The following is a 19,934-nucleotide window of genomic DNA, read 5'->3' on the forward strand; positions in this document are numbered from 1 at the left end:
CAAGCACTTTTTCCTCAATTTCCTTGGTCACACCTTCCACTTTTATGGTTATACTGATATGGACAGCTTCGTCTGTCATCGAGAGTTCCTTTCTTTGTTGTTTGTGCCAACTTCAATATTGACTGGAACTCTCTCTTTTTTCAACCCCTTCTATGGATTTTTGTGACTGTAACTCGGGTTATTCGGCGGCTTGACAAAACCACTCTGAGTGTTATACTTCAAATAATTCAACATCGGGGAGACTGACAACAGGCTGAGAGGAGAGCAAAGGCTCTCGACCCGCATTACCTGATCCGGATTATGCCGGCGGAGGGAAAATACGAATTTATTCGAATTAATTACCCTCCCAGGCGGAGGGTATTTTTTATGGCTGAACCCCGCGCATTCCTGTTTGTCAACGGAGAAATCCGCGATGCCGGGCCGCTCCTGGCACAAATCCAGCCGGGCGACCTGTTTATCGTTGTTGATGGGGGGCTGCGCCACCTCTCCGCCCTGGGACTGCGCCCGCAGGTATTGATTGGCGACCTGGATTCGGTGGACGCGGACGCAGAGGAACGCGCCCGCGAGGCAGGCTGCAGCGTGCTGCGCTACCCGCCGCATAAAGACGAAACCGATCTGGAACTGGCGCTAGCTTACGCACTGCAGGAAGGCTGCACAACACTGTGCATCGCTGGTGGTTTGGGCGGGCGGCTGGATCACACGCTGGGCAATCTGTATCTGCTCACCCAGCCAGCGCTGGAAGGCTGCCAGGTGCGCCTGGATGACGGCGTGGACGAAGTCTTCGTCGTGCGCCAATCCGTTGAGATCACGGGTAAGTCGCGGGACAGGGTCTCCCTGCTGCCGGTCAGCGAAATTGTAACCGGCGTGCGCACGGAAGGCCTGGCGTATCCCCTGCGGGATGAGACGCTCTACCGGGAGCGCACGCGCGGGATCAGTAATGTGATGCTGGCCGAACAGGCAAAGGTGTGGATAGAGAGTGGGTTGTTGTGGTGCATTCACAGCCGTTTGGGTTCCCCGCAAGATTCTTCTGGAGGTGAGAAATGAAACAGAAATGGAATATTGTTTGGGCTCTGGCGGCGTTGGCGCTGGTTCTGAGCGCGTGCGCCGCCCCCCAAGCAGCGGAAACGCCTGCAGCCGCGCCGCTGGAATTAACGGTGATGACTCACGATTCTTTCGCGGTGAGCGAAGAGGTGATCGCTGAATTTGAAGCAGCGAACCAGGTGAAAGTGGTCTTCTTGAAGAGCGGTGATACTGGCTCGGTGTTGAACCGGGCGATCCTTTCCAAAGACGCTCCGCTGGCAGACGTGCTCTACGGCGTGGATAACACCTTTCTCTCGCGCGCCCTGGAGGCAGACATTTTTGAAGCCTACGAATCTGCTGGAAGTGAAGGAGTGGCGGCAGAATTTCGCTTGGACCCCCAAAATCGGTTAACGCCTGTTGATTATGGTGACGTGTGCATCAATTACGATAAGGCCTATTTTGCCGAAAAAGGCCTGGCGTTGCCGCAGTCGCTGGATGATTTGCTCAAACCTGAATACAAGGGCTTGCTGGTGGTCCAGAACCCGGCCACGTCATCGCCGGGGCTGGCCTTTCTACTGGCAACCGTGGCCGAATATGGCGAAGACGGCTACCTCGATTTTTGGGCGGCGCTGCGCGCGAATGGTGTGGTTGTGGTGAACGATTGGGAAACCGCTTACTACACCAATTTCAGCGCGTCTACGGGTAAGGGCGAACAGCCGATGGTAGTGTCTTACGGTTCAAGCCCGCCTGTGGAGGTGGTCTACGCTGAGCAGCCCTTGGATGACGCGCCAACCGCCTCGCTGGTGGGAGACAATATGTGTTTCCGCCAGGTGGAGTTTGTGGGTGTGTTGAAAGGTGCGAAAAACCCTGAGGCGGCCCGTAAATTTGTTGATTTTATGCTTTCAAAGCGCTTCCAGGAGGATATGCCCCTGCAAATGTTTGTATTCCCTGTGCTTGCGGAAGCGAGCCTGCCGGATGTGTTTGTGAAATACGCGCAAATGCCGCAAGTCCCGGCAGCATTGGACCCGCAGTTGATCGCGGATAACCGCGAGAAATGGATTGATGCGTGGGATGAGGTCGTGCTGAAGTGAGCGAGGCGCAAGGCAGCAGCAAACGTCGCGCGATGAACCGGAGACTGCCCGCAACCCTGTTGTTGTGGGCAGCTCCGGCCGTTTTTCTGGGCCTGTTTTACTTCCTACCGGTTGGTTCTATTTTAGAGCTGGCCGCGAGAACGGCGCTGCTGGAAGGCCTGACGGTCAACTTCTGGCCGAAGGTTGTGCGCCCGTTGGGGTTTACCCTGTGGCAGGCGGGACTTTCTGCGGCGGCCACGCTGATGATTGGTCTGCCGGCGGCCTATCTTTTCGCGCGCTTCGACTTCAGAGGAAAGGCGTTTTTGCGGGTGCTCAGCACGCTGCCCTTTATTCTGCCAACGGTGGTGGTGGCAGCCAGTTTTAACGCTCTGCTGGGGCCGCGCGGCTGGCTAAATCAGTTCTTGATGGCACTTTTTGCTTTGGAAAGCGCGCCGGTTCGCCTGGTGAACAGCCTGGGGGCAATTGTGATCGCGCATGTGTTTTACAATACCTCGGTGGTGATCCGGGTGGTGGGCAGCGCGTGGGAGCAGCTTGACCCGCGGTTGGAACAGGCAGCGCGGGTGCTGGGAGCATCTCCGCTGCGGGCTTTGCGCGAAGTTACCCTGCCGCTGCTGCGCCCGGCGATTCTTTCTGCGGCGCTGCTGGTATTCTTGTTTGATTTCACCAGTTTTGGGGTGGTGCTGCTGCTGGGCGGTCCGCGTTTTTCCACGCTGGAAGTGGAAATTTACATTCAAACGCTGCACATGTTAAACCTGCCGCTGGCAGGTTTGCTTTCGGCGATTCAGTTGGGCATCACCTTGCTGCTCACTTTTGCGCAGGCGCGGCTCAACCGCGAAAAGCCTATTCCACTGGCCCCGCGCGTGCGGGGTGAAGGCAAGCGCAAACCCAAAAGCGGGGCGGAAAAAGCGTTTGTGGGGTTGAGCGTAGCGGTGTTGGCGGTCTTGCTGGTGGCTCCGCTGGTGGCGCTGGCGCTGCGCTCTGTAATTGGCCTGGAAGGCGGGCGAGGCAGCCAGGCGGTCAATGAGCTGACGCTGGTGTATTACCGCTCCTTATTTGAAAACCCGCGCCAGTCCATTTTTTATGTGCCGCCCATCGAGGCGATCCGCAATTCGTTGGTGTACGCGGGCAGCACGGTGGGGATTACAGTTTTATTGGGATTCTGCATCGCGTATGCCCTGAAGGCGCGCACGCGGGCCAATCGCGCGATGGACGCTTTGCTGATGCTGCCGTTGGGCACCTCGGCGGTTACCCTGGGGCTGGGTTTTATCCTGGCGTTTCATGACCCTTACCTGGGAAAAATGAACCTGCCATGGATGGTGCCGGTGGCACACAGCCTGGTGGCGCTTCCGTTTATGGTGAGGACCTTGCAGCCGGCGCTTGAGTCGATTCCCAAAAGCTACCGCCAGGCGGCAGCAGTGATGGGCGCTTCTCCCCTGCGGGTGTGGCTGGAAGTAGACCTGCCGATTCTCTCGCGGGCGGTGGTGGTGGGCTGCGTTTTCGCGTTTACCATTTCACTGGGGGAGTTTGGGGCAACCACCTTTTTGAGCCGACCGGAATATCCCACCATGCCGGTGGCAATTTTCGCGTTCCTCTCGAAGCCAGGCGCGTTGAATTACGGTCAAGCGCTGGCGATGGCCACGATCTTAATGGTGGTGTGCGCGCTGGGTATCTGGGTGGTTGAGAAAATGCAAATTACCGAGACGCGGGCGTTCTAGGCTAAACCCCGTCAAATTCCGGCCGGTAGCGCACAACGCCGGGGCGGTTTTCCAGAGTTCCGGCTGTCAATTCGAGCAGCATGAAGGCTTCATTTGGAACTGGATAGGGACTGCGAATGTTGAAGCCGGAAGCGGGCTTGAAGCCAAAGCGGGGGTAGTAATCGGGGTGGCCCAGGACGATGACCAGGTGATGCCCCTGGGCTTTGAGAATGTCCAGACTGACTTGTATGAGATGTGTGCCAACCCCGCTGTTTTGATGTTCGGGAAGGATGGCTACCGGGGCGAGGGCGAGCGCCTGCAGGCTGCCACCATCGTCAAACTCGACCACCACCGGGCTGTAGGCGATGTGGCCAATGATTTGATCGTCTTGAATGCAAACCATCGAAAGCGTCAGGCCACCTTGATCGCGCAATTGGTCAACCAGCCGGGCTTCATTTTCTTGTTGGAAGGCGGCCGCGTTTACCAAATGGATTGCTGTAACATCTGACGAACATTCTGGGCGAATTTCGATCATAAAAACCCCTGGGTGTTAATAAGACTATTAGAAATTATAGTTATAATCAAGGAAATAGGAAACGGTCAAAAGGTCTTTTTAACAGGGTTAGACAGGCGCTTTGCCCTGGTGAAGAAAACCCTTACAATACAAGTCAATATCGTTGCTGCCTTATGTAGCGAAAGGAGCCTATGATGATTGAATTCTTGGCGGCATCCATTTTATTGTTAGTTCTGCTTTACGGGTATGGGATGCGCTCAGAAGCCCTTAAACGCTCGGCGGTTCGCATTCCGGTTGAGGTGGAAACCCGCCGCCACCGCAGGAAGCTGAACTAACCCCATGCGCTTACCCTAAACAGCCCTCACCGCGAGGGCTGTTTTCCTGATCTGCTTGCCCGAAAGGATGAAGGATGCTCGAGATTGATCAGATCACCAAAGATTATGACGGACAACCGCTGCTGCGCGGGGTGTCCTTCTCGGTGCGGCGCGGAGAGACCCTGTGCCTGCTGGGCGCGTCGGGCAGCGGGAAAAGCACGCTGTTGAGAATAATTGCTGGCCTGGAAGACGCCAAATCGGGTGAGATTCGCTGGGACGGTGAAGATATCTCGCGCGTTCCGGTTCATGAGCGCCAGTTTGGACTGATGTTTCAAGATTACGCGCTCTTTCCACACCGCAGTGTGGCGCAGAATGTGGCGTTTGGATTGAAAATGCAGAAAATTTCGGAGGAAGAAACCGCCCAGCGTGTGTCTGAGGCGCTGGCGCAGGTGAATATGCAGGCGTTTGCCAGCCGCCGCGTAACAGACCTATCAGGGGGAGAACAGCAGCGGGTGGCCCTGGCGCGCGCCTTGGCTCCCCGGCCGCGCCTGTTGATGCTGGACGAACCGCTGGGGGCGCTGGACCGGACGCTGCGCGAGAGGCTGGTGGGAGAGCTGCGCGAACTGCTGCACCAGACGCAAATCCCGGCGATTTATGTTACCCACGATCAAGAAGAAGCCTTCACGCTGGGTGACCGGCTGGTGTTGATTTCGGATGGAATGGTGGTGCAAGCCGGCACGCCTGAAGAGATTTACGCGCGGCCAGCCAGCGGGTGGGTGGCGCGTTTTTTGGGGCTGACCAATATTTTAAGCGGAGTGGTGGAAGCCACTCAACCGCTGGTGGTGCAAACAGAATTAGGCCGTCTGGTCTCTTCCGCGCCCGACTGCGGCGAACCGCGGGTTGGGGGAGTGGTGGAAGTGCTGATTAAACCAACGGCGCGAGTGGCGGGTAAGGGCGAGCAAGGGGCGAACTGTGTGCAAGGCGAAGTGATGGATTCGGTCTTCCGGGGAGAGTTTCAATCTATCTTGCTGCGCTGCCAGCCCGGCCTGGTCTTTCAATTTCATGTTCGGCAGAGTCTGCGGGTGGGCGAGCGGGTAACACTTTGCCTGCCGGAAGACGGAGTGATCTGCCTGCAGGGGTGAAGAACGAATGGAAAAATGCGTTGTCATCAAGCAAAACACGGCTGGTGAAGAAACCTGGCGGTATGATGGGATGGTTGTGGAGCGGGATGAGAAGGCCCTGCTGATTGAGGCGTTCTTCAACCGGTCTGATCTGCCATTCCACGGAATTGTGCTGAAAGAAGGAGACCGCTTTGTGGAGGCCTACTTCCGGGAGCGGTGGTTCAATATTTTCCAGATTTATGACCGCGACGACCAGGCGCTGAAGTGCTGGTACTGCAATGTGACTCGTCCGGCGCAGTTTGTGGACGGCCGCATCGAGTATGTTGACCTGGCGCTGGATTTGCTGGTGTTCCCCGATGGCACCCGCATGGTGCTGGATGAGGATGAATTTTCCGCGTTGAACCTGGACGTAGAAACCCGGCAGCAGGCGCGCTCTGCGCTGCAGGAGCTGTGGGATATTTTCGCGGATGCTCAGCAGTTTCGAATTGAAAAAGAATACGCCAGCCTGGCGGCTGGCATATTCTGATCAACTGTCGTGTGAATCGCGCTTGATTAGGGCTGGTATACTACCAGATCATCAAACCAGGCATCCGTGCCGGCGACATCGTAGGTGCCGGCGATGAGACCAACATCCCCTGATGTGAACTGCGAGTCTTTCACCTGCGCCAGAATCTCACCGTTGGCGTAGAGGGTGAGGGTGTCGCCCACACAGTCCAGACGAACTTTGTTGGACGAAAGGCCCTGGTTGATTTTGGGGCTGGTGGACATACTGTCCATACCAATCAGATTGAACTCACCATCCAGCGTCTTAAAGATGCCGTAATAGCCGTCCGCGCCCACAATCCCGAAATAGAAATTGCTGTTATCCTGGTAGCGGCAAATCAGGCCTAGCTCGGCGTCTTGCGCGCCGGCCAGGAATTTGGCATTGACCTCTGTGTGGGTGTCGGTGAAGGTTTTGCCGGGGTTGGCCCACGAGTAGTATTGGGTGGCGGTAACCAGGATGTGATAGCCGCCGTCAAAATAGTCGGTGGTCATGTCCGCGTCAGAATAAACGTCCCATCCACTGGAGGTGGATGAGAAATCGTCCTGGTACAAAACGGTGGGACCTTGTTCCACCACGCTGCTTTGGCCCGGTTCATCATTGGAGCCAAAGTTCGGCAGACCGCAAGCAAGGGCGGTCAGGATTAGGATAGAGAGCGCGATCAGAATCTTTCTTTTTGCTTTCATGGATAACCTCAATAGTTATAAATTTTGCGCCTGTGGTTAAGGCGTTTTTTTGCGATGAAGGCGCAAACCAGGCGTTAAGCAACCAATAAATGGGTCAGCAAGGTTAAATTAAAGTCTTTCATGATGTTTTCATAATTTGATGCCGCGACGATTGCCAAAATGACGCAGCACAGGCAGATGAGAATCAAGACAACTGCCAAAATGATCCAGATGGTCTTGTTGCTCTTCTTGGCGGGGGGGGCGGCCGGGGGGGTGTAGGCTTCCTGCATGGGCGGGATCACCTCGCCGGGGGTGTAGGGAATTTCGGGTTCGGTGGCAGGCGCGGGCGGTTCGCTGGCAACCGGGCCGGGGGGGATGGGCATTTCGTTGCTGGTTGGGGCTGGTTCCGCGGGCTGCTGCGGCGCGTCGGACGATTCAAACGGATCGGGGAAAGAATTAAACTCGGTCATCATGTCCTCCTGGTAGGGGTTAAGGGATCAGAGAGAAATTAGTGTTGAATTGGTTGCCGAATGGAATGCAAACGAGCGGCGCGGCAATGGCGCCAGTCATCATCAGCACAAAGAAACAAAGGCCGACGAGAGAGAGGGCGATGTTGGCGTAGCCCAGCACCAGACCAGCTGTGGCCATGCCATCGCCGGTAAGGTAACCCCCGCTTTTGCGAATTTCTTTTTTCGCGATGTGCCCGAAAATTACGGCGAGGATGCCTCCCAGGCCAAAGACGCCCACCCAGCTGAGGATGCCGCTAATCAGGCTGATGATTGCAGGCGTGCTGGTTTGGGCAACCGGCGGAGGGGCTTGATAGGATTGTGACATGAGACCTCCTTAATGGCGGCGTCAGGCCGCGGCGGTGTGGCTGCGGCTGTGGCGCAATAGACGGAAAATAATCCAACTGGTGACGATCACCAGAACGCAGGCGATGACAACCGGCACGACTACAGACAGGATGGACAGCAGGGTGGAAACGACATCTTCAAGAATGCTGACCGGAATGTTGCCTGCTCCGCCGGTGGTGGCGGTAACGGCCGGGCGAACAGCGAGGGTTTTGGTAGCGTGCACGCCTCCGGCAATCAACAAACCCAGACCCAGAGAAAGCACCGGATGAATTTCGGTGATGACGTTGGCGCTGGCCGCGAAAGCCACCGCGCCGGCGGTGGGGCGAACAAAGGTCTGAATAAGGTCGTTGATATGGTTGACGGCGGGGAATTTATCGGCAAAGAACTCGACCAATGAAAGGACAATTAATAAACCAATCACCCACCAACTGGTCAGCGCGTCCCAGGGCGTTTTCAGGGTGATCAGGTTCGTGAATTTGGCCAGAAACGCTACCACCAACAGGGGAATATAGGCATTCAGGCCGGCGCTGGCAGAAAGGCCAAACGCAGAAAAAACACCAAATAGTTCCATGAAAGGGTTCCTCCAAAACCCTAAAGGGAGAAACCAGCCCAACTTCCGGTGAGCTGGTAACGGGCGAAGTCCATCAGTGCGATTTGCAGCATCGCGGTGCCAAAACCCGCCGCCAGCAGCCACCAGGCATCGCGCAGGCGGGTAAAGCGGTTTTCTTGTTTTAACAACATACTCCAAATAATTGTGTAAATCAAGGCCAGCAAGATCACCACGGTGAAGCTGGACAGGATGGCCACGGGGTAAAGGATGAACGAAACCTGCAGCAGAATGATCCCGATAAGGCCCGCCGCCAGCAGGCTCAGTGCCAGGATCTGCCGTCCGTTGGCCAAAACCCGCTCCTCAGTCCAGTCCACAAAGAGGGTCTGGATGAAAATGGGGTAGATCATGGCCGCCATTCCGATGCCCACTCCCGTGCCGGTGATCAGCCGCAGGGTGTTGTTAGGCTCGTACAGGGACGGTAAAGAAGGAAAGAAATGCAGATAGGAATTGACCCCATCCACACCAAAAGCAGCCAGGAAAACCGCCAGCACTGCCAGAACCGGGCGGCTTGGAAGGCCGCCTTTTTTCCCATACCGAACCTGATAAATCAACCCCAGCAATGCTCCCATGTACATGCCGGTGCAGCGCGCGCACAGCGAAATCGGCCGGTCGCCGATTAAGAAACTGCGCTCCGTAATCCGGTGGCAGACGGCGTACCCTACCGCGTCGGTTTTGCCCAGCAAACCAGGCGGTGTTTCCACCCCCCAGATGACGATGACGATTAACGCCAAAACGGCAGGAATGCTTTTAACCCATAAATGGCTGCTGTGGAGGGATGGTTTCATCTTTCCTCATTATATTGAGGAAAACATGCACACGCAAGTATAATAATTTTTCTGGTACACTGGAAGGCAGAATCAGAGCAATGTTCCGAAAAGGAAGAAGCATGAACAACAATAAGATCAAACCATTGATCTTCTTTTGCGTTTTATTGATCGCTGCCGGCTGCACGACCGGCCCCAACAGTGCCGTGGATGCGGGGCAGACCGGTTTGAGCCAGGATTTGTTTGCCAGCGCGGAAGCGCCCGCGGCGGTGGAAAACACGCCGTTTGTGGTGGCGGTGCCGCCGGCCAGCGCGGAAGAAGAAGAAACCACGTTCACCTACCCGCCGGAGGGCGTTGGGCCAGAGAGCTATCCGCAGGGTATCAACCCGCTGACAGGCCTGCCGCCCGCCCAGGCGTCGCTGCTCAACCGGCGGCCGGTGATTGTGAAAGTAGAAAACATGCCGCGCGAGCGCAGCCGCCCGCAGTGGGGGCTGCCGCAGGCAGACCTGGTGTTTGAATATTACATTGAATATGGCGACACACGCTTTTCAGTGGTGTATTATGGGCAGCAGCCCGAACAGGTGGGGCCGATCCGTTCAGCGCGGCATGTGGATAAGCAGCTTATCCAGATGTACCGCTCGTTTTTTGTGTTTGGCGGAGCCTACCCGGAACTGTACGATGAAATGGTTCAGGCTGATTACGGTGACCGGATCATTCGCGAAGGCCCCAATACGTCTCCGGCGCTGTTTCGCTTTGAGCCGGACCAGAACAACGAGCTGATGGTAAACCTGGGTTTATTGGAAGAGGTTTATGCCACCTACGGCATGGATAACAGCCGCCAACCGCTGCAGGGCCTGGCCTTTAACCCGGTGGCACCCCAGGGCGGGCAGCCCGCCAGCCGCGTCTACGCGCGGTTTTCTGGGGCGGTGTATAACCGCTGGGACTACGATCCGCAGAGTGGAACTTATTTGCGATTTGCCGATGCGCAAAACGATGTCAATAACGTTGAAGAAGTCTACGCGCCGTTGATGGACGCGGCTTCGGGGCAGCAGGTTGCGATGGAAAATGTGGTGATCATTCTGACGCGTTATTATCAGTTAAACGGCGCGGAGGTGTACGATATTCCCTTGCAGGGCAACGGGCCGGCGTTTGTGGCGCGCGACGGGCAGATCTACGCGGCGCGCTGGGAGCGAGCCGACCAGGAAATGCCGCTCCGGCTGATGTTGGATAACGGAAAGGCTTTTCCGCTGAAGCCGGGGCGCACCTGGTTCGAGCTGATGGGTGAGAGCACGCAGCAGTCGGTCGTGGAAGAGGCGGGTTGGCGCTTTGTTTTGCGCATGCCGTAATGATGAGAATCAGATTTGAATCGTGTACATTGTATTGACGGACGATTGAATTTATGCCATACTAAAACCGTTGGGGGGCAACACATTCACCGCCATTCTTTGAACAAGGAGGTGATGTCCATGTCAGATAGTACGAGTTTGCGTAGCGCTGCGGCATCCCTCCTTATCGTTCGATAAGTGATAGATGCCGCAGCCAAAAATGAGAGACGCCCGTTAGGGCGTCTCTCGCTTTAATGGGTATACACTTCTTCGGGCAGCGTCTCATCACCAAAGGCAATGCCCAGCGCGCGGGCAGTTTGCAGGGTGTCGCCGTGGATGTCGACTCGCTTGGGGACGGATAACGCCTCGTCGAGCGAGATGTCGGTGATGCGCTGGCCCTGCAGAGCCACCATGCGGCCAAAACCGTTGTTCAAGGCCAGGCGCACAGCCGCGGAGCCGAGGCGGGTGGCCAGCTGGCGGTCAAAGGCGGTGGGGCTGCCGCCGCGCTGCAAGTGTCCCAGCACAATGACGCGGGTCTCGATGCCGCACAGGTCATTGATATATTTCCCTACAAGGTTGCCCACACCGCCCAAGCGGGCGGCATAGGTCTCGCTGCCTGGGATGGCAAAAACTTGCTCTTTTCCAAAAGGCCGCGCGCCTTCTGCCACGGCGACAATGGAGAAGTGCGATCCGCTGCGCACACGCTCTTGAATTTTGTAGCAGATGGCATCCAGGTGGAAGGGAATTTCGGGGATAAGAATGACATCCGCGCCGCCCGCCATACCGGCGTGCAGGGCGATGAAACCGGCGTCTCGCCCCATCAGTTCCAGCACCATCACGCGGTGGTGCGATTCGGCGGTGGTGTGCAGGCGGTCTATGGCCTCGGAGGCGATGTTGACGGCTGTGTCGAACCCGAAGGAGAAATCGGTGCCGTAGATATCGTTATCAATGGTCTTGGGAACGCCTACCACCGGCACGCCTTTCTGAAAAAGCTCGTTGGCGATGCGCAGGGTGCCGTCACCGCCGACCACGATCAGAACATCGAGGTTAAGGGCGTGAATGGCGTCAATGATCTGACCGGACAGGTCTTCAATCACCACCTGGCCGTTGTGTATCACCTCGCGGGCAAAAGGGTTGCCGCGGTTGGCGGTGCCCAGAATGGTGCCGCCACGGGGTAAAATTCCGCGCACGTCGGCCTGGGTGAGCGGGTTGACGCCGCCGGTTTCCAGGAAGCCGTCGAACCCATCTTTGACCCCTAGAATTTCACAATCGCATTGGTGGTAAACCGTTTTCACCGCGGCGCGGATGACGGCATTCAGCCCCGGGGCGTCTCCACCGCCAGTTAAGATCGCTAATCGTTTCAATTTTCCCTCCGATTCTTTTCCTCTAGATTTGATTATAGCCAGAGAGATTGCTTTGAGGAAGAAAAGCTTTTACAGTATGCAAACATTTGGTTGTGAGGGGGGATAGAATCAGATTATGGAGGAGAAACGATGAAAACAGCCATCTGGTGGGTGAGACGCGATCTGCGGGTGGAAGACAACCCGGCCCTGAAGGCCGCGCTGGAAGTATCCGCTGAAGTGGTTCCGCTGTTTATCGCGGATGAGGGATCGATGCGCCTCGACGCGCCGAAACGGATCGCGTTTTTGTGGAATGGGCTGCGCGCTCTGGACGGAGAGCTGCGCAAGCGCGGCAGCCGGCTGATCGTCCGCAGCGGGCGGCCGGAAGAGGTTCTGCCGGCGGTGCTGGCGGAGAGCGGAGCGCAGGCAGTTTTCGCGGAGGAGGATTACAGCCCTTACGCGCGGGCGCGCGATCTTAAGGTAGGAGACACGCTTCCGCTGCGCCTGAGCGTGGGGCTGACAGCGCAACACCCGGTGGCGGTGGTGAAGAACGACGGCGCGCCTTACACAGTGTTTACCCCTTTCAGCAAAGCGTGGAAAGCGCTGCCCCAGTCCAGTCCAGCGGGCTTATTGGCAAACACACGCATTCATACCCCGCAAGGGCTGTTCTCGGAACCCATCGCGGCGGGCGCGGAGGTGCCTGGTTTCCCGGCGGGAGAAGAGGAAGCGCGGCGGCGGTTGGAGCAGTTCCTGGCGCAAAAAGTGCGTGATTATCACGACGGACGAAACCAACTGGACGAAGAGGGTACTTCCAGACTGTCGCCATATTTTCGGTTTGGCATGCTTTCGGCCAGACTGGCGGCGGCGAAGATGAGCGAAAGCGCACGAAAAGCGGCAAGCAAAGGCGCTGAAACGTGGTTAAACGAGCTGATCTGGCGCGAGTTTTACCAGGCGATTCTCTATCACTTTCCGGGGGTATTGAAACAGGCCTTTAACCCGGCGCTGCGCGAGATCGCGTGGAGAGACGCGCCCGCCGATCTGGCAGCCTGGAAGGCGGGGCTGACTGGTTACCCGGTAGTGGATGCCAGTATGCGGCAGTTGGCCGCCACCGGCTGGATGCATAACCGCGGGCGGATGATCGCCGCTTCTTTTTTGGTGAAGGATTTGCTGATCAATTGGCAGGAGGGGGAAACATGGTTCATGCACAGCCTGATCGACGGCGACCCGGCATCCAATAACGGCGGCTGGCAGTGGACGGCCGGGGTGGGCACCGATGCCGCGCCGTATTTCCGCGTGTTTAACCCGGTTTTGCAGGGAAAGAAGTTTGATCCGCGCGGTGATTTTGTGCGCGCATGGGTGCCGGAACTGGGCAGGGTGCCGGAGAAGTATATCCATGAGCCGTGGTTAATGAACTTACAGGAGCAAAGCGCGGCCGGCTGTCGGGTGGGGAGAGATTACCCCGCGCCGCTGGTGGATCACAGCGCGGCGCGCGAGCGAACCCTGGAAGCTTTTCGCGCTTCGCGGCTGCGGTGGGAGCAGCGCCAGGCAGGCGAGCAACCAGAAACAGACTTGCCTGGATAAGGATGGCCGTGTATACTTATTAGTATAACCATCAAACAGGGCAGGTGAATATGATCCGAAACCAATGGTACGTTGTGCTCGAATCGGATGAGGTGAAAACAGGGATGCCGGTGGGTGTAACCCGCTTGGGCGAAAAAATGGTCTTCTGGCGGGACGGCCAGGGGAAAGCGAGCTGCATGGTGGATGTATGCCCGCATCTTGGCGCGCCCTTGAGCCTGGGAAAAGTCAAAGACGGGCATATTGCCTGCCCGTTTCACGGGTTTGAATACGACACCAGCGGCCAATGTGTGGTGCTGCCCGCTTACGGCAGCCAGGGGAAAATCCCCAAAGCGCTGCGGGTAAAGGCCTATCCCGTCCACGAAGCCCACGGTTTGATCTGGATCTGGTGGGGAGAGAACGTCCCCAAAGACTTGCAGCCGCCGCGTTTCTTTGAATCGCTGGAAAATGAGCGCTTTGTTTTTGGGCGCTTTCGCGATCACTGGCCGGTGCATTATTCGCGCATGGCCGAAAACCAGTTGGATGTGATGCATCTGCCCTTTGTTCACCACAATACGATTGGGCGCGGCAACCGCAGCGTGGTGGACGGGCCGTATATTGAATTGGATGAGGGCTTGATGAATGTGTGGGTGATGAACCGCCTGGACGACGGCAGCCCGGTGAAGAAACCCAAAGAAGTTTCCCGCCCTGACCGGCGGCCATTTTTGCAGTTTCGCTTCCCTAATTTGTGGCATAACTGGATTGCTGAAGATATTCGCATTGTGATCGCGTTTGTGCCGGTTGACGATGAAAACACAATCATGATGGGGCGGTTCTACCAGAAAGCGGTGCGGTTTCCGCTGGCGGCGCAGCTCTTTAACCTTTCGGGGGTCATTGGCAGCCGGGTGATTGCCAACCAGGATAAGCGCGTGGTCAGCCGCCAGGTGCCGGTGAAAACCAGCCTGCACATGGGTGAAAAGATGATGAGCGGAGATTATGGAATTTTGACCTACCGCACCGAGCGCAATCGGCTCAAGGCGCTGGCCGGGCAGGCAGAAGATTAATCAAAATAACACACCCCGCGCAGTTGGTTGGCGGGGTGTGTGCTTTGCATTGGCTTGAGCACGATCAGGATTTGGTGGGGTCAAGCTTTGGCCTTTTGAGAAAGTTGATCGTAAGCAGGATGGACGGGAGCATGGCGATTTTTTTGAGCGCGGACGTGTGAGCGCGCTGCTGGAAGACGTTGTATTGAATGGCCTCAATTTCATCCAGAATGGCGCGGTATAAAATGGCTGACGCGCCCACAGCCAGGCGCACCGAGGGATGCAGGAGCAGAATACCCGGCAAAGCCTGGCGGTAAAGCTGGCGGGCGCGCTGGATTTGAAACTTCATCAAACTGATGAAGCGATGGTCGTAGACTTCTCGAAGGATATCGTCGCTGGTCAGGCCAAATTGGCGCAGATCTTCTTCGGGCAAGTAGATGCGCCCGCGGTCTTTATCTTCCTTAATGTCGCGAAGAATATTGGTGAGCTGCAGGGCGATGCCCAGCGTTACCGCATAGGGCGCGGCTTGTTCTGGGGTGGCGCGGTGCGCCAGTCCGATGATGGGCATGGAGAGCAGCCCCACCGTCGAGGCTACCAGGTAGCAGTACTGCTGCAGGTCGGCCCAGGTCTGATAACGGGTTTTCTCCAGGTCTTTGCGCACGCCGTCGATCAACTCGTTCTCGTAGCGCGAATCCACCTGATATTGAGAGCGGATTTTGCCCCAGTAATACAGAACCGGGTCGGTTTGCTCTTCAAAAGAAAGCGTATTTTGAGACCGCCATGCCTCCAACTCATCAAGGGTGGCTGACTCGCGGTCTACCAGGTCGTCGGTGGTGCGGCAAAACGCGTATAGAGCGCGAATCGCAGAGCGTTTGGCGCGCGGCAGGAGCGCCGTGGCAAAAAAGAACGTGCGCGAATGCTGGCGGATGATTTCTTCGGTGCTGCTTTGAGCTTGCTGCAGGTTGATCACCTGCGATTGTTGGATGGCGCTCATCCGTTTTCTCCTCATCAATAAAAACCGGTCAATCGCTTTCTACTGCAGATCCTCGCTGATCAGGTTCTCGGCAATCACCGCCGAAGAGAGAACTCCAGGCAGCCCGGCACCGGGGTGGGTACCCGCCCCAACCAGGTAGAGGTTGGAGAAATCTTCAGAGCGGTTGTGTGGGCGGAACCACGCGGACTGGGTCAGGATGGGTTCCACCGAGAATGCCGCGCCCTGGTAACTATTGAGGGTGTTTTGAAAGTGCAGCGGATCGATATAATGCTCGGCAACGATGCTGGATTGCAGGCCGGGCAGGTAGTTGTCTTCCAGGAACTGCATGATGCGGTCGCGGTAGGGGCGTGCCATGGTTTTCCAATCCACGCCGGAGCCAAGGTGGGGCACCGGTGAAAGGACGTAGAATGCTTCATGCCCCTCGGGGGCGAGGGAGGGATCGGTGATGGTCGGCATGTGTAAATAGAGCGAGAAGTCATCGGCCAGCGTCTTTTTCTTGAAGATGTCGTCCAGCAGTCCTTTGTAGCGCGGCCCAAGGATAATGTTGTGGTGCGCCAGGCGCGAGTCGGTGTAGCGGCGGTTGGTGCCAAAGTAGATGACAAACAGCGACATGCTGTAGCGCATGCGCTGGTAGCGCGCGTTAGTGTTGACGCGGCGATAATGCGGCTGGATCAGGCGGGTGTAGGTGAAGGCCGGGTCGGCATTGGAAACAATCGCGTCGGCGCGGTGAATGCTGCCATCGGCCAGGCGCACGCCGCTCACTTTTTTGTCTTCCACCAGAATTTCTTGAATTTCGGCCTTGAGATGCACTTTGCCGCCCAGTTCTTTGAATAATTTTTCCATCGCGTCTACAATCGCGCCGGTGCCGCCTTTAGCGAAGAAGACGCCCCATTCGCGTTCCAGGTAGTGGATCATGGCATAAATGCTGGTGGTTTCAAAGGGGTTGCCGCCCACCAACAGGGGATGAAAAGAAAACACCATGCGCAGAAAATCGTTGCTCACGAACTGTGAAACGTATTGATAAACACTCTTGTAGGATTGAAGGCGAATTAAGTCTGGGGCCACTTTAAGCATATCGGTTACATGCAAAAATGGCTGATCGGCCAGTTCCAAAAAGCCTTTCTCAAAGATGGGCTTGGTGGTGGCAATAAATTCCTGGTAGCCTTTTTTATCTTCGGGGCTCCAGCGGTCAATCTCGCTGAGGATATATTCAGGATCGTTATTGTAATTAAATTCTTTTCCCTGATGATCGAAAATGCGGTAGAAAGGATTGACGGGCACAAATTCCACATAGTCGGCGCGGTTTCTTCCGGCGGCCTGGAAGATATCATCAAACATGAAGGGGGCAGTGATGACGGTCGGGCCACCGTCAAACTTGAAACCGTTCATTTCATATACATAACCGCGCCCGCCCAATTTGTCTCTTTTTTCAAAAATTTCTACTTCGTAGCCGCGGGCGGCCAGGCGGCAGGCCGTAGCAAGACCGCCAAATCCGCTGCCAATGACAATGACTTTTCTTTTCTTCATGTTCACCTCAAAATTTATATTTTTTGATTATGGATAGTGTATCCATTTTTTATTTTTTACACGCTAATTGGCGTGAAGGGTTGGTTAACTGGCATAAGGGGTGGAGCGGTTGGCCTGCATGAGGCTCTCAATTTTCTGGGTGGAAGCCTGAAGCCCGGCTGCCTGGACCAGGTGAACGCCTTCCGGCAGGTCGGGAAGCGCTGAAAAGGCTTGCCCCCCAACCACCACCAGCGGGTGCGGGTGGGGAAGCTTTTGCAAGAAAGCGGGCAGCTCAGAGATAAAGTTAAGAGATTGCGGCAAGGTGGCTGAGAATAAGAGCATCCACGGGCGGAGCGTTTTGATCGATTCATCCAGACGCTCGAGGCTCAAATCAGCCCCCAGGTATTTTACGTCCCAGCCGCGCCAGCGCAGCATCACCACCAGCGAGAGCAGGCCTACCTGGTGCATTTCGTTGGGGGCGCAGGCGGCCAGGATGATTCCCGGCCGCACCGGCGGCGGTGAGGAACTGATGATTCCCATGAGGTGCTGGGTGAAAAAATTGGTGACGAAGTGCTCGGAGGCAATATTCATCTCTCCGCGATGCCAGGCTTCACCAATGGCGCGCTGCACCGGCTCAATAACTTCTTCAATCACCTGGTCGATTGGATAAATGGCCAATGAGTGGCGCAGCAAGTCGGTGGCGCGCTGGTCCTGGAACTGGATGAGGGCCGCTTGCAGGGCAGAGCGAACCTGCTGCAGGGAGGTGGGCTGTTCCTGCGCGATGGTAGGGTGGGCGGTAAGCGGGTCTTTGCCTTTCGCGCGTAAATCTGTCAGCAGTTGAACCGCGCGGCTGATGCTCATGCCAGTATCAACGCGTTCTTTAAGCCACTGTAGAACTTGTAAATCTTCTTCGGAATAAAGCCGGTAACCCTGGTTTCCGCGCTCTGGATTGGGAATGCCATATCTTCTTTCCCAGGCTCGAATGGTTACTGGCGGAAGACCGGTCATGCGGGCCACCGCTTTAATGTTATAGATCGGATCAAGCATGCTGTCTTCGGAATCTTTCATAGCGCACTCTTTTCTTTTTCAGTTATGGACATCATAAGCTGATTGATCTTCAATATCCACTATTTGTATAAAGTTTGTATAGTTGAAATTGTACCATTAAGGCATCAAACCCTGCGGGAGCAGGGTTTGATGCTGTGCGTATGCCAGGATTAAGCAGGCTGGGCCTCTTTTACCTTGATGTCGAAGAGCTTGAGCACATTCTCCACGGCCAGCTGCATTGAGTTTCCCAGGAAGATGCCGGGGACTTCCTGCTGCAGTTCGGGGTGCTCATTGAACGCGCTTCCACCGTAGCCGAAATACACCTTGGGGCGAATCTTTTTGAGTAGAGCCTGCATGGGTTTTAACCGGATAGCGGTCTCTTTGAGGGTGGCCGAGAGGATGATCATGCGCGGTTTTTCGTAGGCGGCGTATTCGGCCAGGTCTTCCAGTGGAAGGTCCGCACCCAGGTATTCCACGCGGAAGCCCGACTGGCGCAGCAGCAAGCCGAGCATCAAGCTGCCAATCTCGTGACGTTCATCGGGGCCTGAGCCGACCAAAATCAGCGGCGCGCTGCGATTGGTGGGGAAGGTGTCCATCAGGTTGAGCAGTTTTCCCTGAATGATGTTGCTGGCGTAATGCTCGGTTGAAATGCGGATGCGGCCGTGATACCAGGCTTCACCGATTTGAACCAGGGTGGGGCAGATAATCTCGTGCAGCAGTGAATTGAGGTCAAAACTTTTGATCATCTCATCAAACAGCTCATTGACACGTTCTTCCTCATGGTTGATCAGGGCGTCGAAGAGATGAGTGGAATAAAATTCGGGGGGAACAGAATTATCTTTCTGACGCTGAATCAGCGGCGATTGGGGCAGCGCATCGGGCCAACTGCCAATCCTCTGCATGGATTTCAGCTCTGCGACCGCGCTGCTGATTGGAATTCCCCGATCCACGCGGCTCTTAATCCAGCGCAGAATAGCAATGTCGCGGTCGGAATACAGCCGATACTGGTTGTCTGCCCGGTGGGGTTCGAGAATCTCGTGGCGGCGCTCCCAGGCGCGCAGGGTTACCGGGCGGATGCCGGTTTTGCTGGAGACAGCTTTAATCCGATATTTGGGGTCATCGGGTAATTCTACGATTGAAGACATGCCAACCTCCTTGGACTGTGTTTCATGCTTAGGGCGAAGATCATCGTTATTCGTAATAGTTACAAAGATTATACAAAAATTAATCAAACAATGCAAGTAATATTTGTCCAAATTAACCAATTGTTAATTTGATGTCAAAGCAATTGAAAAGTTACAAAAAAAGAAGGCCGGAATGGCCTTCTTTTGGATCTCTGTGAAAAATGAAGGGAGGTTAACCGCAGCCGGAGGAGCAGCTTCCGCCGGAGCAGCTGGAGCAACCGCCGCCCAGGCGGCCGTTTGCCATTTCCTCATCGGTCGCCACACGAAGACCAGCGATTTTGGCATAGAAGAGCAGATCTTTACCGGCGAGGGGGTGATTGAGGTCTAAACGGACGCTGTCTTCGGCGATTTCGCAGATGCGGGCGAGCATTACCTGACCGTAGGTATTGGCAACGCGCAGCTCGCGGCCAAGCTCAAAGGGGAAGTCGGCCGGGAACTTATCTTTTTCAACGGTAGCGAAGGCTTCGGGATCAATTTCTCCGTACCCTTCGGCAGCCGGCACCAGCACTTCCTTCACTTCACCTTCGGCCATCCCTAATAAGCGGTTTTCCAATCCAGGGACAATATTCTGATGACCTTGCAGGTAATCGAGGGAACCGGTGTCAACGATTTCTCCGTCGACGGTGAGGGTGTAATCGAGAGTGACGACCATATCGTTGGCCACTACAACTGCAGATTCATTCATAAGGGTCTCCATAGTTATCCAGCGGAATGGTATTAGTATCTGGATTTTCTCCTGCGATTATATCA

At 56.0% G+C, this 19,934-nt stretch carries 21 protein-coding genes and 1 riboswitch; of the genes, 9 read left to right on the top strand and 12 right to left on the bottom strand.

The window, feature by feature from the left end:
* The first annotated feature begins 224 nt into the window (after positions 1–224).
* Positions 225–332, top strand: a riboswitch (TPP riboswitch).
* A gap of 34 nt (positions 333–366) precedes the next feature.
* The 3 genes from ADN00_RS13330 to ADN00_RS13340 are packed head-to-tail and all read left to right on the top strand — an operon-like array spanning position 367 to position 3,826.
* A complete protein-coding gene (locus ADN00_RS13330; protein ID WP_075063491.1) occupies positions 367–1,044 on the top strand; it encodes a thiamine diphosphokinase in 678 nt (225 codons plus the stop codon).
* Positions 1,041–2,111: a thiamine ABC transporter substrate-binding protein gene (locus tag ADN00_RS13335; protein ID WP_075063492.1), complete on the top strand. Its 1,071-nt coding sequence runs from the start codon at positions 1,041–1,043 to the stop codon at positions 2,109–2,111. Before ADN00_RS13330 ends, ADN00_RS13335 begins: the two co-directional genes overlap by 4 nt.
* The gene (locus ADN00_RS13340) at positions 2,108–3,826 is read left to right on the top strand and encodes an ABC transporter permease (protein ID WP_201781197.1); all 1,719 of its coding nucleotides are present in this window, start codon (positions 2,108–2,110) and stop codon (positions 3,824–3,826) included. The genes ADN00_RS13335 and ADN00_RS13340 overlap by 4 nt, the downstream gene beginning before the upstream one ends.
* 1 nt (position 3,827) lies before the next feature.
* Here ADN00_RS13340 and ADN00_RS13345 read toward each other — a convergent pair whose 3' ends face one another.
* The gene (locus tag ADN00_RS13345) at positions 3,828–4,340 is read right to left on the bottom strand and encodes a GNAT family N-acetyltransferase (RefSeq protein WP_075063493.1); all 513 of its coding nucleotides are present in this window, start codon (positions 4,338–4,340) and stop codon (positions 3,828–3,830) included.
* A 173-nt stretch (positions 4,341–4,513) separates the two neighbouring features.
* Between ADN00_RS13345 and ADN00_RS20030 the strand changes: the two genes are divergently transcribed.
* From ADN00_RS20030 to ADN00_RS13355, 3 genes are all read left to right on the top strand, one after another.
* Positions 4,514–4,654, top strand: coding sequence for a hypothetical protein (locus ADN00_RS20030; protein ID WP_160317528.1), 141 nt, complete (start codon positions 4,514–4,516; stop codon positions 4,652–4,654).
* A gap of 74 nt (positions 4,655–4,728) precedes the next feature.
* Complete coding sequence (locus ADN00_RS13350; protein WP_075063494.1) at positions 4,729–5,775, top strand: ABC transporter ATP-binding protein; 1,047 nt, start codon at positions 4,729–4,731, stop codon at positions 5,773–5,775.
* A gap of 7 nt (positions 5,776–5,782) precedes the next feature.
* Complete coding sequence (locus tag ADN00_RS13355) at positions 5,783–6,280, top strand: DUF402 domain-containing protein (protein WP_075063495.1); 498 nt, start codon at positions 5,783–5,785, stop codon at positions 6,278–6,280.
* A gap of 26 nt (positions 6,281–6,306) precedes the next feature.
* Here ADN00_RS13355 and ADN00_RS13360 read toward each other — a convergent pair whose 3' ends face one another.
* The 5 genes from ADN00_RS13360 to ADN00_RS13380 all read right to left on the bottom strand — a co-directional run bounded on the left by ADN00_RS13360 (position 6,307) and on the right by ADN00_RS13380 (position 9,209).
* Complete coding sequence (locus ADN00_RS13360) at positions 6,307–6,981, bottom strand: hypothetical protein (RefSeq protein ID WP_075063496.1); 675 nt, start codon at positions 6,979–6,981, stop codon at positions 6,307–6,309.
* Between the two features lie 74 nt (positions 6,982–7,055).
* Positions 7,056–7,430, bottom strand: a complete 375-nt coding sequence (locus ADN00_RS13365) for a hypothetical protein (protein WP_075063497.1) — start codon at positions 7,428–7,430, stop codon at positions 7,056–7,058.
* Positions 7,431–7,449: 19 nt separating this feature from the next.
* Positions 7,450–7,794, bottom strand: coding sequence for a DUF4190 domain-containing protein (locus tag ADN00_RS13370; RefSeq protein WP_075063498.1), 345 nt, complete (start codon positions 7,792–7,794; stop codon positions 7,450–7,452).
* A 21-nt stretch (positions 7,795–7,815) separates the two neighbouring features.
* Positions 7,816–8,385, bottom strand: coding sequence for a DUF4126 domain-containing protein (locus tag ADN00_RS13375; protein WP_075063499.1), 570 nt, complete (start codon positions 8,383–8,385; stop codon positions 7,816–7,818).
* Between the two features lie 20 nt (positions 8,386–8,405).
* The gene (locus ADN00_RS13380) at positions 8,406–9,209 is read right to left on the bottom strand and encodes a DUF2085 domain-containing protein (protein ID WP_075063500.1); all 804 of its coding nucleotides are present in this window, start codon (positions 9,207–9,209) and stop codon (positions 8,406–8,408) included.
* Between the two features lie 101 nt (positions 9,210–9,310).
* On the opposite strand from ADN00_RS13380, the gene ADN00_RS13385 reads away from it, so the two are divergent.
* A complete protein-coding gene (locus ADN00_RS13385; protein WP_075063501.1) occupies positions 9,311–10,534 on the top strand; it encodes a DUF3048 domain-containing protein in 1,224 nt (407 codons plus the stop codon).
* A gap of 230 nt (positions 10,535–10,764) precedes the next feature.
* Here the strand turns inward: ADN00_RS13385 and ADN00_RS13390 are convergent, their stop codons facing one another.
* Positions 10,765–11,877, bottom strand: a complete 1,113-nt coding sequence (locus tag ADN00_RS13390; protein WP_082390133.1) for a 6-phosphofructokinase — start codon at positions 11,875–11,877, stop codon at positions 10,765–10,767.
* A 129-nt stretch (positions 11,878–12,006) separates the two neighbouring features.
* Here ADN00_RS13390 and ADN00_RS13395 point away from each other — a divergent pair, with 129 nt between their 5' ends.
* Both ADN00_RS13395 and ADN00_RS13400 read left to right on the top strand, forming a co-directional pair.
* Positions 12,007–13,434: a cryptochrome/photolyase family protein gene (locus tag ADN00_RS13395; RefSeq protein WP_075063503.1), complete on the top strand. Its 1,428-nt coding sequence runs from the start codon at positions 12,007–12,009 to the stop codon at positions 13,432–13,434.
* 50 nt (positions 13,435–13,484) lie between these two features.
* Positions 13,485–14,474, top strand: a complete 990-nt coding sequence (locus ADN00_RS13400) for an aromatic ring-hydroxylating oxygenase subunit alpha (RefSeq protein WP_075063504.1) — start codon at positions 13,485–13,487, stop codon at positions 14,472–14,474.
* A gap of 64 nt (positions 14,475–14,538) precedes the next feature.
* Here the strand turns inward: ADN00_RS13400 and ADN00_RS13405 are convergent, their stop codons facing one another.
* From ADN00_RS13405 to ADN00_RS13425, 5 genes are all read right to left on the bottom strand, one after another.
* Positions 14,539–15,447: a phytoene/squalene synthase family protein gene (locus ADN00_RS13405; RefSeq protein ID WP_075063505.1), complete on the bottom strand. Its 909-nt coding sequence runs from the start codon at positions 15,445–15,447 to the stop codon at positions 14,539–14,541.
* Positions 15,448–15,486: 39 nt separating this feature from the next.
* Positions 15,487–16,974 (bottom strand): phytoene desaturase, encoded by a 1,488-nt coding sequence (locus ADN00_RS13410; RefSeq protein ID WP_075063506.1) that lies wholly within the window; start codon positions 16,972–16,974, stop codon positions 15,487–15,489.
* An 84-nt stretch (positions 16,975–17,058) separates the two neighbouring features.
* Positions 17,059–18,021, bottom strand: a complete 963-nt coding sequence (locus ADN00_RS13415; protein WP_075063507.1) for a MerR family transcriptional regulator — start codon at positions 18,019–18,021, stop codon at positions 17,059–17,061.
* 149 nt (positions 18,022–18,170) lie between these two features.
* Entirely contained in the window at positions 18,171–19,145 is a 975-nt protein-coding gene (locus ADN00_RS13420) for a MerR family transcriptional regulator (RefSeq protein ID WP_075063508.1), read from the bottom strand.
* 211 nt (positions 19,146–19,356) lie between these two features.
* Positions 19,357–19,869 carry an FKBP-type peptidyl-prolyl cis-trans isomerase gene (locus ADN00_RS13425; protein WP_075063509.1) on the bottom strand — a complete coding sequence of 171 codons (513 nt, stop codon included), beginning with the start codon at positions 19,867–19,869 and terminating at the stop codon, positions 19,357–19,359.
* Between the last annotated feature and the right edge of the window lie 65 nt (positions 19,870–19,934).

Source organism: Ornatilinea apprima, assembly GCF_001306115.1.
Lineage (GTDB): Bacteria > Chloroflexota > Anaerolineae > Anaerolineales > Anaerolineaceae > Ornatilinea > Ornatilinea apprima.